Source organism: Nocardiopsis sp. iso_40 (genome assembly GCF_056173285.1).
Genome location: NZ_CM149666.1, coordinates 1,534,431 through 1,548,659, shown reverse-complemented (window position 1 = coordinate 1,548,659; position 14,229 = coordinate 1,534,431). Strand labels below are relative to the sequence as shown.

Annotated in this window: 10 protein-coding genes; 5 read left to right on the top strand and 5 right to left on the bottom strand. The window is 73.5% G+C overall.

Annotated features, from left to right (window positions below; translation table 11 throughout):
* Nucleotides 1-83: 83 nt before the first annotated feature.
* Both cobA and cobT read right to left on the bottom strand, forming a co-directional pair.
* Nucleotides 84-1,364: a uroporphyrinogen-III C-methyltransferase gene (cobA, locus tag AC0VYD_RS06790; RefSeq protein ID WP_475479097.1), complete on the bottom strand. Its 1,281-nt coding sequence runs from the start codon at nucleotides 1,362-1,364 to the stop codon at nucleotides 84-86.
* A gap of 242 nt (nucleotides 1,365-1,606) precedes the next feature.
* Nucleotides 1,607-4,012 (bottom strand): nicotinate-nucleotide--dimethylbenzimidazole phosphoribosyltransferase, encoded by a 2,406-nt coding sequence (cobT, locus tag AC0VYD_RS06785; RefSeq protein WP_475479096.1) that lies wholly within the window; start codon nucleotides 4,010-4,012, stop codon nucleotides 1,607-1,609.
* Nucleotides 4,013-4,461: 449 nt separating this feature from the next.
* Here cobT and AC0VYD_RS06780 point away from each other — a divergent pair, with 449 nt between their 5' ends.
* Nucleotides 4,462-5,580 (top strand): peptidoglycan recognition protein family protein, encoded by a 1,119-nt coding sequence (locus tag AC0VYD_RS06780; protein WP_475479095.1) that lies wholly within the window; start codon nucleotides 4,462-4,464, stop codon nucleotides 5,578-5,580.
* Between the two features lie 197 nt (nucleotides 5,581-5,777).
* Complete coding sequence (locus AC0VYD_RS06775) at nucleotides 5,778-6,380, top strand: GNAT family N-acetyltransferase (RefSeq protein ID WP_475479094.1); 603 nt, start codon at nucleotides 5,778-5,780, stop codon at nucleotides 6,378-6,380.
* A 55-nt stretch (nucleotides 6,381-6,435) separates the two neighbouring features.
* Here the strand turns inward: AC0VYD_RS06775 and AC0VYD_RS06770 are convergent, their stop codons facing one another.
* On the bottom strand, nucleotides 6,436-6,723 hold the full coding sequence (locus tag AC0VYD_RS06770) for a DUF6504 family protein (protein WP_473036094.1): 288 nt from the start codon (nucleotides 6,721-6,723) through the stop codon (nucleotides 6,436-6,438).
* A gap of 310 nt (nucleotides 6,724-7,033) precedes the next feature.
* Here AC0VYD_RS06770 and AC0VYD_RS06765 point away from each other — a divergent pair, with 310 nt between their 5' ends.
* From AC0VYD_RS06765 to AC0VYD_RS06755, 3 genes are all read left to right on the top strand, one after another.
* Nucleotides 7,034-8,884, top strand: coding sequence for a serine/threonine-protein kinase (locus AC0VYD_RS06765; RefSeq protein ID WP_475479093.1), 1,851 nt, complete (start codon nucleotides 7,034-7,036; stop codon nucleotides 8,882-8,884).
* 180 nt (nucleotides 8,885-9,064) lie between these two features.
* On the top strand, nucleotides 9,065-11,293 hold the full coding sequence (locus tag AC0VYD_RS06760; protein WP_475479092.1) for a protein kinase domain-containing protein: 2,229 nt from the start codon (nucleotides 9,065-9,067) through the stop codon (nucleotides 11,291-11,293).
* Nucleotides 11,294-11,400: 107 nt separating this feature from the next.
* On the top strand, nucleotides 11,401-12,366 hold the full coding sequence (locus tag AC0VYD_RS06755) for a quinone oxidoreductase family protein (RefSeq protein ID WP_475479091.1): 966 nt from the start codon (nucleotides 11,401-11,403) through the stop codon (nucleotides 12,364-12,366).
* 139 nt (nucleotides 12,367-12,505) lie between these two features.
* Here AC0VYD_RS06755 and AC0VYD_RS06750 read toward each other — a convergent pair whose 3' ends face one another.
* Together AC0VYD_RS06750 and AC0VYD_RS06745 are read right to left on the bottom strand one after the other, a co-directional pair.
* Complete coding sequence (locus AC0VYD_RS06750; protein WP_475479090.1) at nucleotides 12,506-13,591, bottom strand: SPFH domain-containing protein; 1,086 nt, start codon at nucleotides 13,589-13,591, stop codon at nucleotides 12,506-12,508.
* Nucleotides 13,592-13,636: 45 nt separating this feature from the next.
* A complete protein-coding gene (locus tag AC0VYD_RS06745; protein ID WP_475479089.1) occupies nucleotides 13,637-14,110 on the bottom strand; it encodes an NfeD family protein in 474 nt (157 codons plus the stop codon).
* Nucleotides 14,111-14,229 lie beyond the last annotated feature (119 nt).

The window sequence follows — 14,229 nt, the reverse complement described above, 5'->3', positions numbered from 1 at the left end:
CGGATACCCCTCCGCCGGGAGGGGCCCGTTACCGGTACTGAGGTTCCCCCGTCGGCCCCTGGCGTGCGCCGCCGCCGGAGGTCCTAGTGGAGATCGCGCCCGGTCGCCATTCGATCGATCTCGACCTGGGCTCCCGTGTGCAGTATGTCAAGATCCCGCGCTGTTTTGACCACTTCTCCGATGATCACCACGGCGGGGGGCCGGACTTGGGCCGCTCGGACCGAGTCGGCGATGTCCGCCAGCGTACCCGTCACCGTCCGCTGACCCGGCAGAGTCGCCTCCTGGACCACCGCGACGGGGGTCTGCGGGGACCGGCCGTGCTCGATCAGGGCGTCGGTGATGGCCTCGATCCGCTGCACGCCCATGAGGGCGACCACGGTGCCGTCGGCCCGGGCCAGCCCGGCCCAGTCGACCGTGGAGCGGCCGTCACCCGGGGCGACGTGCGCGGAGACGATGTGCACGTCCTGGGAGACGCCCCGGTGCGTGGCGGGGATGCCGGCGCTGGCGGGTGCGGCCAGGGCGCTGGTGACACCGGGGACGGCGGTCACGGGGATCCCGGCGGCCGCGCAGGCCGCGGCCTCCTCACCGCCCCGGCCGAAGAGGAAGGAGTCGCCGCCCTTGAGGCGGACCACGAACTTGCCCTCCCTGGCGCGCTCGACGAGGACGGAGTTGATCTCCTCCTGCGCCATGGAGCGGCCGTAGGGGATCTTCGAGGCGTCCACGATCTCGACGTCCGCGGGAAGGCGGTCCAGGAGGGAGGTCGGCGCGAGGCGGTCCACGACCACCACGTCGGCCTGGGACAGCAGCTGCTGGCCCCGGACCGTGATGAGGCCTGGGTCGCCGGGGCCGCCGCCGACCAGGGCGACGCCGCGCAGGCGTTCACGGCCGCGCCGGGCGTCCAGGGTGCCGTCGGCCAGTCCGTCGATGACGGCGTCGCGCAGACCGGCGGAGCGGCGCGGGTCGCCCGAGGCGACCACGCCGACCGTGATGCCGTTGGCGGAGCCGCTGGCGGGGGTCCACGCGGAGGAGGCGTGCCGGTCGTCCGCGCGCACGCACCAGATCCGGGCCTGCTCGGACTCCTCGGCGACGGCCGCGTTGACCTCCGGGGAGTCCGTGGCCGCGTGCACGAGCCAGAAGAGGGGAGCCTCGGGGCCGCGGACGTCACCCGGCTCCCAGGGGCGGCGGAGCCAGGTCAGGTGCCCGGCGTCGGCGAGGTCCTCGAGCGCGGCGGACACCTGCGGAGAGATGAGGGTGACGCGGGCGCCGGCCCCGAGCAGGACGGGGACCCGGCGTTGGGCCACCCTTCCGCCTCCGACGACGAGGACGTCACGGTCCCGCATACGCAAGCCAAGGAGATAGGTCACGGATCGCACCCCTTCGGTCGTCCGCACCGGCCCCCGGCTTCGACGGCGGGGTGCACGCGTGGGGGACAGGCCCCTGCGCGCCGCCGGCGATATTCGGCGATTGCTCCAAATTACCTTGTCAAAGCGGTGTTACATCGCGGTAAAGGGGCGAGCCCCGAAGGGCGTGACCCAGGACGCATCCACCCCCGGGCCCCGACCGCGGCGGTCGGGGCCCGTCGTTCGTCCCCTTCGGGGCCGTGCCCCTACCGGGCGGTGGACACACCGGCCGTGTCGAAGGTGGCCACGTTGCGCAGCGCCCGCGCCGAGCCCTGCAGCAGCGGCAGCGCCAGCAGCGCCCCCGAACCCTCCCCGAGGCGCATCGACAGGTCCACCAGCGGGGTCAGGCCCAGGTGCTCCAGCGCCACCCCGTGGCCGGGTTCGGCGGAACGGTGCCCGGCGAAGCAGGCGCTCACCGACTCCGGGGAGACCGCGGCGGCGACCAGCGCGGCCGAACCGGCGATCACCCCGTCCAGCAGCACCGGCACCCGCAGCGCCGCACCGCCGAGGATGAACCCGGCCAGCGCGGCGTGCTCCAGTCCGCCGAGCGCGGCGAGCGTACCGATGGGGTCCTCCGGGTCCACCGGGTTGGCCTCCAGCGCCCGGCGCACCACCTTCACCTTGTTCTCGTAGGTGGCGTCGTCCACCCCGGTCCCGCGCCCGGTCGCCACGGACGGGTCCGCCCCGGTGAAGGCGCAGACCAGAGCCGCGGCGGGGGTGGTGTTCCCGATCCCCATGTCTCCGGTTACCAGGCAGCGGTTGCCCGCCGAGACCAGGTCCCGGGCGACCTCGACACCGCCCTCCAGTGCCTGGAGCGCCTGGTCGCGGGTCATCGCCGGTCCCTGCGTGAAGTCCGCGGTCCCCCGGGCGACCTTGCGGGGCAGCAGTCCGGCCGCCCCGGGCAGGTCGCCGACCACGCCGACGTCCACCACGGTCACCTCGGCGCCCACCTGCTCGGCGAAGGCGTTGACCACGGCCCCGCCGTCGAGGAAGTTCTGCACCATCTGCGCGGTGACCTCCTGCGGCCAGGAGGTCACCCCCTGGGCGTACACCCCGTGGTCACCGGCGAAGACCGCCACGGCGGCGGGTTCGGGCACCGGCGGCGGGCACTCCCCCGCCAGCCCGGCCAGCCGGACCGAAACCTCTTCGAGAAGCCCGAGGGAGCCCTGGGGCTTGGTCATCCGGGCCTGCCGGTCTCTCGCCTCCTCCACGGCTCGGGCGTTGAGCGCTCCGATGGCGGCGATGGTCTCCTCCAGCAGGGTGGTCGGCTCGTGGCCGGGCAGACCGCGGCGACCGTAGCGGTCGCGGTGCACCGCCCAGGACAGGGGGCGTCCCTTCGCCCAGCCGCCGAGGCCGAGCTCGGGTTCGGTGGGGAACTCCTCGACGTAGCCGACGCACAGGTAGGCGACGACTTCGAGGTGGGAGGGGAGTTCGAGGGCTCCGGCGACCTCGCGCTCGTCGGCGACGGCGACCCAGCCGACCCCGAGCCCCTCCGCCCTGGCGGCCAGCCACAGGTTCTCGACGGCGAGCGCGGCGGAGTAGGAGGCGGGCCGGGAGTGCCGGCCCGCGCCGTGCGCGCCCCTGCTCGGGTCGACGGTGACGGCGATGTTGAGCGGGCTCTCCAGGACGGCCTCGACCTTGAGGCCGGAGAAGGCGTGTGCGCGGGGGCCGGGGCGGGCCCGGGAGCGGGTGTCGCGCTCGTCGCGGGCGAGGTCGCGCACCCGCGAACGCAGTTCCCGGTCCTCCACCACCAGGAAGTCCCACGGCTGTGTGTGCCCGACGCTGGGCGCCTGGTGGGCGGCTTCCAGGACTCGGGTGAGCACGTCGGCGGGGACCGGGTCGGGCCGGAAGCCCGCGCGGACGTCGCGGCGTTCGCGGATGGCGCGGTAGACGGCGGCGCGCTCGGCGTCGTCGAAGGCGTGGCCGCCGAGGCCCCAGGCGTCGTCGGCGGGTGCCGGGGCGGCCTGGACAGGCCGGGGCCGGTCCTCCTCGGGCGGCCGGGTCTCCTCCGGTTCGGCCCGCTGCTGCGGTCCGGTGTGCTGCGGCTCCGGGAGGGGCGCCGCTGCTTCGTGTGCGTGCACGGTCTCGCTCTGCTTCGGTTCGGTGGTGATGGGGTTCTCGTCCGCGTGGGCGGGGTCGGCGGGCGCGGACTCGCGGGTCCCGGCCGGGTGGGTCGGCCCGGCCTGGGGTTCGGGCTGTTGGGGTTCGGGCTGCTGGGCCGCGGTGTCCCGGGGACCCCCTCGGAAGGGGATGACGTTGAGCCGGGGTTCGTTCACGGGGGCCGCCGGGGCGGAGGTCCGCGCGAAGGGGGCCGGGGGCTGCTCCCCCGGCTGTTCGGGCTGCGCGGGAGTCTCGGCCCCGGCCTCGGGGCGCGGCGGCTCGGGCGGAGCGGGCGGTGTCTCCGGCTCGTGGAGGGGGCGTCGGAAGGGGTTGCCCGGAGCAGCGGCCCTCGGCTCCTGCTCCTGACCCGTCCGGGTTCCCCTACCGCTCTCCGGCAGTCCGTCCAGGAGGCCGCCCAGTCCCGGGCCCAGGCCGGGCGCGGGACGGTTTCCACGCCATCGCGCACCCTCCTGGTCGCCGCGGCGGGCGTCCTCGCGGTCATCGTCGGTCATGATCGCTCCCGAAGGTTCAAGAGGCCTGTGGGCTGCCCGTTTCCACCTGGTCCGGCATGGATCCGGCCCAGCGTAGTCCGCGGTGTCCGCACCGCTCACACGGGTCCCCCGGCCCGGGGCGCAGCCTGCCCCGGTACGAACACCGGGGTCCTCAAGTCAGGACCAACTGTGCCAGAGTCCGCACGGCCGCGCGCTGGCCACCGGGGTCGGCTCCGGCGCCGCCTCGTCGGCGCGGACCGTGCCGCGCGCCCCTGGGGAACTCGTGTCCCGAGAGGTTGTCGTGGCTCAGGAGACCACTGTGACCAGCGGGTTTTCGGACGGGAGCCAAAGCGCACTACGGCACCACGACCCCCACACGGGGAGTGCTTTGGGTCACACCCCTGTGGCACTCTGTTCCGGTGCCCGCACCCCCTGTCCCGGGAAACACCCCAGAACGGAACGGATCACCCATGCGTCGGCGTACCTTCCTGACCAGTGCCACCGCGGCGGCGGGCCTGAGCGCGCTCGCTCCCGCCCCGGCCGCCCCGGCCGCGGCCTCGGACACCCGCACCGCCCCCAGGGTCCTGGCCGAGCGGGCCACCGCCACCGGCGCGGTCGTGCGCCCCGAGCACCGCTTCGACCTCGTCTCCGTCGCCCACCGCCCCGAGGGCCTCGCCCGGGGCTCCGAGGCCGCCGCCGTGCGCTTCGAGACCGCCGACGGGGTTCTGGGCGGCTGGCAGGACCTGCACCCGCACACCGGCGGCCCCGAGCACCTGCCGCCGTCGGCCTCCGCGCTGGTGCGGGCACCCGAGGGAGCGGTCGGCTACCAGGTGCGCGGCGCGGACGGCGCCGACCTGGCCGCCGTGAACGTGCGCGACGGCGAGGAGCTGCGGTTCGGCGGCCGGGAGCGGGTGTCGCTCTCGGCACGGGACCAGGGGGTCTCGACGCTCTCCGGGGGTTCGGCGCTGCGTGTTCGCACCCGGGCGGGGTGGGGCGCCGACGAGTCACTGCGTTTCGACGAGGAGGGCAACGACCTGTGGCCCGCCGAGTTCCACCGGGTCCAGGCGCTGACCGTGCACCACACGGCGATGGCGACCACCGGCGACCACGCCGCGGACGTACGGGCGGTGTACCACCTGCACGCGGCCGAACAGGGCTGGGGCGACATCGGCTACCACCTGTTGGTCGACCCCCGGGGCACGGTGTACGAGGGGCGCCACTCCGGCGGCGGCCTGCCGGTCTTCGACGGGCTGCCGCTGCCCGGTCTGGCGAGGTCGGTGACGGCCGGGCACGCGTTCGGGTTCAACCACGCCAACATCGGGGTGTGTCTGCTCGGCGACTTCACCGGGGAGCTCCCCACCCGGGCGGCCCGGGACTCGCTCGTGGACGTTCTGCGGGTGCTGTGCGCGCTGACGGGCGTGGACCCGGCCGAACGGATCGAGTACGTGAACCCGGTCACCGGGTCGGTGACCCCGCAGGAGGCGGTGGCGCGGCACCGGGACTGGCTGGACACCGAGTGCCCGGGCAACGCCTTCGCGGAGGCGTTCGACACGGTGATCCGGCAACGGGTCGTCGACGGCTGGCTCTGAGCCGGGGCGCCGACACCCCCGTGCCGCGGACGGTACGGGGGAGGCGCGGTGACGGACCGCGGCGCGGGCGCTCCCGCAGGGCCCCGCTGCGGCTTCGGCGCGGAGGGCCCCGGCGGCCGCGCACACCGGCGGGGCGCGTATCGTGATCGCACCCCAGCGCGATGCCCGCAGTCCGAAGCACAGAGGGAACACCCGTCATGGCCACCGTCCAGAGCGCTCCGATCATGCCCGCGGTCATCCTGGAGACCGATCGGCTGCGCCTGCGTTCCCTGCTCGAACGCGACATCGAAGACGTGTACACCTCGTGTGTGGACCCCGAGTTGCAGAGGTGGATCCCGCTCCCCGCCCCGGGGCGGGAGTACACCCGGGAGACGGCCGAACACTTCTGCCTGAACGTCGCCCCGGCCATCCGCACCGGCGGTGACGGCCAGCACTGGGCGATGGTGGACCGGGAGAGCGGCAGGTTCACCGGTTCGGTGGCGCTGATGCGCACGCAGTGGCCCGCCATGGTGACCGAGATCGGCTACTGGGTCTCGCCGTGGGGCCGGGGCCGCGGGTACGCCGCCGAGGCCGTGGTCGCCGTCTCCCGGTGGGCCCTGGACCAGGGGTTCCAGCGGGTGGAGCTCAAGGCCGCCACGGCCAACACCGGATCGTGCCGGGTGGCGGAGTCGGCCGGGTTCGTCCGGGAGGGCACCGAACGCAACGCGATGCCGCTGCACGAGGGCCGTTCCGACCTCGCGGTGTTCGGCCTCGTCCCCTCGGACGTGCGGCCCCAGGACCCGTCGGCTGCCCGGGTGTGACGGGCCGCCGGCCGTACCCGGCCCCGTGTGGTCCCCGGGCGGCCCCGTCGGAGGTTCAACCCCACACCCGGGAGAGCAGCCACCCGCCCGTCGCGGTGTCGTGGCGCAGTTCGTACACGCCCTGCGCGTAGGCCGAACCGGCCTCCACCCGCCAGTGCCTGTGCTCGGGCACCTGGGAGCCCGAGCCCGGGGTCCAGCCGCCGCGCAGGGTCACCCAGTGGTCGATGATCCTGCGTATCCCGTACACCCTGCCGTTCCAGGTGAACCGGCTGGGCCGCCCGTCAGCCTCGACGACCGTGACCTCCGCCCCGTAGTACCGCCCCACGACAGCTCTCCCCAGCATCGACCGTTCCCTGTGTCTGGCGTCCGGACGCGTGCGCGGGCACACCACCGGCTGGCCTGCCCGTGGGGAAGTACGGCCAGGCTTTCGAACGTGCATTCGAATACTAGCGAAGGCAGGGGGCCCGTGGAACTGTTTCCGCGCTTTCGGCATCACCACCAGTGACAGCGGTAGCGGCCCCGCCTGCCCGGAGCCGGCAGGGCCACCGGCCCCGGGCCCCGCCCCGGACTCGGTATTCTGGCCGCCACCCCGCAGCCGTCCCATCGCCCCACCTCCCGGGCCCCGCACACCCCTCGACCCCCATGAGGACCCCATGTCGAACGGGCACGACAACCCCGCCCCACAGCATCCGGACGACCCGCGCGAACTGGGCGGGTACCGGATCCTGCGCCGCCTCGGACGCGGCGGTATGGGCACCGTCCACCTGGCGCAGGCACCCTCCGGTGCTCAGGTCGCCCTGAAGGTCATCCACCCGGACCTGGCCGAGGACGAGTCCTTCCGGCTGCGCTTCGCCCGCGAGGTCGCCTCCGCCCGCCGGGTCGCCCGCTTCTCCACCGCCGGGGTCATCGACGCCCGCCTGGAGGGCGAACCCCTCTTCGTGGTCTCGGAGTACATCCAGGGCCCCGACCTGGCCCGGGCGGTACGCCGGCAGGGCCCGATGAGCGGCGGCACGCTGGAGAGCGTGGCGGTGGGCGTGGCCGCCGCGCTGGCCGCCATCCACGGGTCGGGGATCGTGCACCGCGACCTCAAGCCCGCCAACGTGCTGCTCTCCCCCGTGGGTCCCAAGGTGATCGACTTCGGGATCGCCCGCGCCCTGGAGGGGAGCGACGACCTCACCCGGTCCAGCCAGCTCATGGGCACCCCCTCCTACATGGCCCCCGAACTGCTGCACGGCGAGCGGGCGACCCCGGCGGCCGACGTCTTCGCCTGGGGCTGCCTGGTGGCCTTCGCCGGAACCGGCCGCGCACCCTTCGACGCGGCCACCGTCCCCGCGGTCCTGCACAACATCTCCACCGCCGCGCCCCGGTTGACGGGGCTCGACCCGAAACTCCTCCCCCTGGTGACCGCGGCCCTGGACAAGGAACCCGCGCGGCGGCCCACCTCCCAACAGATCCTCGACCGGCTCGTCGGCCACCGTGAAGTGGCCGACAGCGGCCATCCGGCACCCGGCGACCGGACGCCTCCCCCGCCGGAAACCCCTCCCGCCCCCACGGACCCCGTCCCGACCGGTGACCAGTCCCCGCCCGCGCCCGGAAACCAGTCTCCGCCCGCGGGCCCGCGGCCCTCCCGCCGCAGGGCGCTGATCGGCGCGGGTGCGGGTGTGGCCGCCCTGGGCCTGGCCGCCGCGCTCCTGTACGCCCTGCTGCCGGGCGACGAGGAACCGCCGCAGAACCTGCGCAACCTCTACCGCAGCGACTTCGCCACCAACCCCGACTGGGGAGACAACGTCCACGACGAGCAGGAGGACCCCTACACCTCCGGTTACCTACCGGGAGAGGGCCTCATGATGGCCATGGAGCCCGCACAGGAGTCCGACCCCTCGAGCGGCCGCAACTGGCGGGCCCCCGCGGTGGCGGGGGTCCACTCCGCCGACCGCCTGCTCATCAGCACAGGGGTCCGTGTCGAGGAGGGGTACGACTACCTCAGCTTCGGGGTGCGCTGTGTCCGGTACCTGTACCCGGCCGACGCCGACCTGTCGGACGAGGACGCCTATCCCGACTACCCGGACCACGAGTACGTGCTCTCCTACCGGGCCTGGCTGCGCGCGGACGGCGCCCAGGCCACCATCTCCAAGTGGTCGAGCGACGAGGAGACCCACGACCTGGCCAGCGGGAACGTGGCCGAGTTCGACCCCTATCCCGTGCTCACCCAGGAGGCGGGCGATGGCGGAAGGGACACCGAGGAGGCCGAACCGGTCAGCAACTCCGTCAGGTTCGCCTGTGAGTTCTCCGAGCAGGACGGCGGGGCCCCCGTCGCCGAGCTGCGCCTGTGGGTCAACGACCGGCTCGCGGTCAGCGCGACGGACGAGGAGCCCTACCCGGACGAGTACGCGGATCTCCAGGTCGTCCAGCGCCAGGCCGTCCACTACGACCGCGGGCAGAGCAACAAGCCGCTCCGTGTCCTCTTCGAGGGCTTCAGGCTCGACGAGATCGTCGGGGAGTGACCGCCCGCACGGCCCCGCCCGTGCGTCCCTCGACCCGACCGCGCACCCAGCCGTTACCACCGCGGCGGCCGAACCGCATCCCGGCCGGAAACGACCGGGAACCACCGGAGCACGTGGGCGTATCGACATCGGTACGCTGTTAGCCGCGAAGCACACGATCCATACGAGGGACCCCCAACTGTGACGTCCAACGGGCACGAAAGCGGCAAACCCCTGCGCGCGGGGGACCCGCGCGAACTCGACGGTTACCGCATCGTCAGTCGCCTGGGACGCGGCGGCATGGGCACCGTCTACCTCGCCAAGGACGCCGCCGAACGGTCCGTGGCCGTCAAACTGATCCACCCCGACCTGGCCGACGACGAGTCCTTCCGGATGCGCTTCGCCCGCGAGGTCGCCTCCGCGCGCCGGGTCGCCCGCTTCTCCACCGCCGGGGTCATCGACGCCCGCCTGGAGGGCGAACCGCTGTTCATCGTCTCCGAGTACGTGCCCGGCCCGAACCTGGACGAGGCGGTCCGCAGCGGCGAGCCGATGCACGGCGGAACCCTGGAGGGCCTCGCCATGGGTGTGGCGGCCGCCCTCACCGCCATCCACGGGTCGGGGATCGTGCACCGCGACCTCAAGCCCGCCAACGTGCTGCTCTCCCCCGTGGGCCCAAAGGTGATCGACTTCGGGATCGCCCGCGCCCTGGACGGCTCCGGCGGCGCGGTCACCCGGTCCAGCCAGCTCATGGGCACCCCCTCCTACATGGCCCCCGAACTGATCCTGGGCGAGCAGGCCACGGCCGCGGCCGACATCTTCGCCTGGGGCTGCCTGGTGGCCTTCGCCGGAACCGGCCGCGCACCCTTCGACGCGGCCACCGTCCCCGCGGTCCTGCACAACATCTCCTCGGCCCCGCCCAGGCTCGACGGTCTCGACCCGAGCCTGCTGGACCTGGTCGGATCCGCTCTCGACAAGAACCCCGGGAACCGGCCCACCTCCCAGCAGCTGCTGGCCCGGCTGACCGGCCAGCAGGATCCCGAGGAGGCGGAGATCCGGCACACCATCACCACGTCGTGGGCGCCGCCGAGCAGTTCCCCGGTGCCCGGGCAACCGCCGGAAGCCGCCGGGCAGGAGCCGCGGGGGCAGACCGCCGAGGGCCCGGCCACGCCGGAGAACCCACCCGCGCAGGTGCCGCCCACCCAGGCGCTCACCCAGGCCGAGCCGGTGCCCCCGACCCGGCAGATGCAGCCGCAGGTGCCGACCGTCCAGCAGGGACAGCCGTTCCCCCAGGGGCAGTACCCCCGTCCGAACGCCCCGCAGTCCGGCCCCCAGCAGGGTGTGCCGCAGGGCCCGGTCGGCCACGGGGGGCCGAGTGGCGGCCACCCGTCCGTCCCGCCGTACCAGCAGCCGGGCCAGCCCCAGTACGGGCAGGCACAGTACGGCCAGGCCCCGTACGGGCAGGCGGCCCGGCACGGCCAGGCCCCGTACGGTCAGTCGCCGCCCCACGGCCAACCCGCCCACGCCGCCCACAGCGGGCCCGGCGGGCCCAGCGGCCCGCAGCAGCCCCCGACCGCCCGGAACGGCGGCAGGGAGCCGGGCGGCCGCCGCAGGGCGCTGCTCGTCGGCGGAGCCGCGGCCGCGGTCCTGCTGGTCGTCGGTGTGGGCGCCACCGTTCTGCTCTCCGGCTCGGAGGACCCCCCGGAGAACACCACGAGCATCTACGTCACCGACTTCGCCACCGAACCCGACTGGTCCGACAGCCGCGTCTTCGATCCCGAGGCCCCCGAGGACTCGGACGGCTACTGGAACGAGCAGAACGCCATGGTGTTCCAACTCGACCCCACCCGCTACGAATCCCGCGGCACGGTGGCCCCCTACGACCGGCAGACCCCGGACCGCGTCCTGATCAGCACCAACCTCGCGCCTCTGGAGGGCCCCGGCGAGAGCAACTTCGGGGTGCGCTGCTGGGACCAGGACGGCGAGGACGAGCGCACCATGTACGAGGCCCTGCTCCGCTTCGACGGCCAGGAGGCGCAGATCCGCAGGGTGACCGAGGAGAGCGGCAACAGCGCGATCGCCGAGACCACGGACGTCAGGGGCTTCCGGACCTACGACCTCTTCGACGAGGACTCCGTGGTGGAGGGCCTGCCCTACGACGTGCGAACCGACGACCTGGTCACCAACAACCTCAAGTTCTCCTGCGAGTACGTGGCCGAGGACGGCGAGGAGCCGTTCATGGGCCTGCGCATGTGGGTCAACGACGAACTCGTGCTCTCCGCCACGGACGAGCCGCCGCTCCCCGACGACAGCGGCCTGGACGACGAGGACCGGCGCCGGGTCGGCATCGTGATGCGCCCCGGCGCGGGCACGGAACCGATCGCCTCCCTGTACACGGACTTCGCCCTGTACAGGATCAACGTCGAGGGCTGAACACCCGCCGGCCCCGGGCGCCGTCTCCGCCCCGCACCGAACCCGCACCGAGAACCACACACCGGACCGGTACCGGTCCCGGAACCAGCCACCAACTGAGGAGAACCATGCGTGCGATCGTGATCGAGGAGTACGGCGGCCCCGAGGTCCTGCGGCTGACCGAGACCGAGGCTCCCGAACCGGGGCCGGGCGAGGTCCTCGTGGACGTCGAGGCCCGGGGCGTCAACTTCATCGACCTCTACCAGCGCAGCGGCGCCTACCAGGTACCCCTCCCCTACGTCCCCGGCATGGAGGCCGCCGGTGTGGTCGCGGCCCTGGGCGAGGGCGTCACCGACCTGCGGGTGGGCCAGCGGGTGGGCTGGGCGATGGCCCCGGGCGGGTACGCCGACCGGGCCGTGGTGAAGGCGTCCCTGCTCGTGCCGGTGCCCGACGCGGTCTCCGCGGACCAGGCCGCCGCGCTGCTGCTACAGGGCATGACCGCCCACTACCTCACCCACTCGGTGCACCCGGTGGCCGAGGGCGAGACCGTGCTGGTGCACGCCGCGGCCGGCGGGACCGGGCTGCTCCTGACCCAGCTGGCCAAGGCACGCGGCGCCCGGGTCATCGGCACCGTCTCCACCGACGCCAAGGAGCGGATCGCCCGGGATGCGGGGGCCGACGAGATCATCCGCTACACCCGGGACCCGGTCGCCCCGGCCGTGCGCGAGCTCACCGGGGGCGAGGGCGTCGCGGCGGTCTACGACGGGGTCGGCCGGGACACCTTCGACGCCAGCCTGGACTCCCTGCGCCCGCGCGGTGTGCTGGCCCTGTTCGGGCAGTCCAGCGGACCGGTCGAGCCCGTGGACCCGCAGCGGCTCAACAAGGCCGGAGCGGTGTACCTGACCCGGCCCTCGCTCGCCTACTTCGTGGCCGACCGCCAGGAGCTGCTGGGACGCGCCGACGACCTGTTCGGTCTGGTGGAACAGGGCCGCCTGGACGTGCGGATCGGCGGCCGGTACGAGCTCGGCGAGGCCGGCCGGGCGCAGAGCGACCTCGCCTCCCGGGGCACCACCGGCAAGCTGCTGCTGGTCTGAACCGACCGGCCCGGGCGGAGGACCCGCGGCAGGGTGTGACACGAAACGGCGGTGGCGGCCCCTCCTCGGGGCGGCCACCGCCGTTCCCGTCCGTCCCGCCCGACCGCACCCGCGGGGGCGCGCCGGAACGGGCGTGCACTCACTCGCTCTGACGCGGCTCCGGGGTGCTCCCCATCCGGGCGCCGGCCCGGCGGACGTCGTCGCGCGCGTCGGCGACCGCGCGTTCCGCGGCCTCGGCGGCCTCCGCCGCCGCCTGCGCCGAAGCGGAGCTCTGCGCCGGGTCGGGCCCGGTGATCTGCGCCGGCCCCTCGGCGTCCTCCCCGGACTGCTCCTTGGTGGTGGAGGGGGCGCTGCTGGCGGCCTCGCCGGCGAAGGCGTGGCTGACGTTCTTGACCGCCTCGGTCAGCTCACCCGGGATCACCCAGAAGGTGTTGCCCTCGCCCTCGGCCAGGCTCGGCAGCGTCTCCAGGTACTTGTAGGCGAGCAGCTTGGCGTCGGCGTTGTTGGCGTGCACCGCCTGGAAGACCCGCTCGATCGCCTTGGCCTCACCGTCGGCGCGCAGGATCGCCGCCTGCTGGTCGCCCTGGGCCTCCAGGATGGCCTGCTGGCGGGCGCCCTCGGCCTTGAGGATGCGGGACTGGCGCTCACCCTCGGCGTGCAGGATGGCCGCGCGCTTGTCGCGGTCGGCCCGCATCTGCTTCTCCATCGCCTCCTTGATGGTGGGCGGCGGGTCGATCGCCTTGATCTCGACCCGGTTGATGCGGATGCCCCACTTGCCGGTGGTCTCGTCCAGGACCCCGCGCAGCCGGGTGTTGATCTCCTCCCGGGAGGTGAGGGTCTTCTCCAGGTCCATGGAACCTATGACGTTGCGCAGCGTGGTGACGGTGAGCTGGTCTATGGCCTGGATGTAGTTGGCGACCTCGTAGGCGGCGGCCCTGGGCTGGGTGATCTGGTAGTAGAGCACCGTGTCTATGTTGACCACGAGGTTGTCCTCTGTGATCACCGGCTGCGGACGCGAGCTGAAGACCTGCTCGCGCAGGTCGAACTTGGTGTTGACCCGGTCCACCCCCGGGATGATGAAGTTCAGTCCCGGGTCGAGGGTGCGGATGTAGCGGCCGAAGCGCTCGATGTTGTACGCCCGCGCCTGCGGGACGATACGGATCGCCGACAACGCCACGGCGACCAGGAGGACGGCGAGGATGATGAAGGGTATGGCAGATTCCATGTTCTGCACCTGTGCCTAGGTCCGGGAAAGCAACTGTGTTCCGGCTCAGTTCTGTTCCGGTCGGTTCTGTTCGGGCAGTTCGGGCAGCGCCTCACGCGGGTAGACCACGGCCGTGGCGCCGTCGATCTCCATGACGTCGACGTGCGCGCCCACCGGGATCACGAGGTCCTCGTCGATACAGCGTGCTGACCACTCCTCTCCCTGCAGTTTGATCCTGCCGTCGTCGGCGCCGACCTCCTGGAGGACCACGCCGGAGCGGCCCACCAGGGCGGCCGTGCCGGAACGGGCGTCCGGCCCCCGGGTGAGCTGGCGGTCCATGATGGGTTTGACCAGGACGATCCCGGCAGCGGCAGCGGCGGCGAAACCGATGACCTGCACGACCACGGGGAGTCCGACGGCACCAAGGAGCGCGGCGACGAGTGCGGCCGCCGCCAGTAGGCCCAGGACGAAGGTCAGGGTGAAGAACTCGGCGGCCCCGAGCGCGGCCGCGAGGATGATCCAGATCAGCCAGGCAGGCATTTCCTGTGGCCCTCCCGCTGTGGTTTCGGGTAGTCCTAAGCTACCCACACAGACCCGGCACACCACAAGATCCCGAGAAGGGATACACGATCGCGGCCCGCGGCGCCCCCGTCGCCGGG

What these genes read in the sequence shown, in the direction of transcription:
- AC0VYD_RS06765 (WP_475479093.1), top strand. Translation starts at nt 7,034, where the DNA reads ATGTCGAACGGGCACGACAACCCCGCCCCACAGCATCCGGACGACCCG.
- AC0VYD_RS06775 (WP_475479094.1), top strand. Translation starts at nt 5,778, where the DNA reads ATGGCCACCGTCCAGAGCGCTCCGATCATGCCCGCGGTCATCCTGGAG.
- AC0VYD_RS06755 (WP_475479091.1), top strand. Translation starts at nt 11,401, where the DNA reads ATGCGTGCGATCGTGATCGAGGAGTACGGCGGCCCCGAGGTCCTGCGG.
- AC0VYD_RS06745 (WP_475479089.1), bottom strand. Translation starts at nt 14,110, where the DNA reads ATGCCTGCCTGGCTGATCTGGATCATCCTCGCGGCCGCGCTCGGGGCC.
- AC0VYD_RS06770 (WP_473036094.1), bottom strand. Translation starts at nt 6,723, where the DNA reads ATGCTGGGGAGAGCTGTCGTGGGGCGGTACTACGGGGCGGAGGTCACG.
- cobT (WP_475479096.1), bottom strand. Translation starts at nt 4,012, where the DNA reads ATGACCGACGATGACCGCGAGGACGCCCGCCGCGGCGACCAGGAGGGT.
- AC0VYD_RS06750 (WP_475479090.1), bottom strand. Translation starts at nt 13,591, where the DNA reads ATGGAATCTGCCATACCCTTCATCATCCTCGCCGTCCTCCTGGTCGCC.
- AC0VYD_RS06780 (WP_475479095.1), top strand. Translation starts at nt 4,462, where the DNA reads ATGCGTCGGCGTACCTTCCTGACCAGTGCCACCGCGGCGGCGGGCCTG.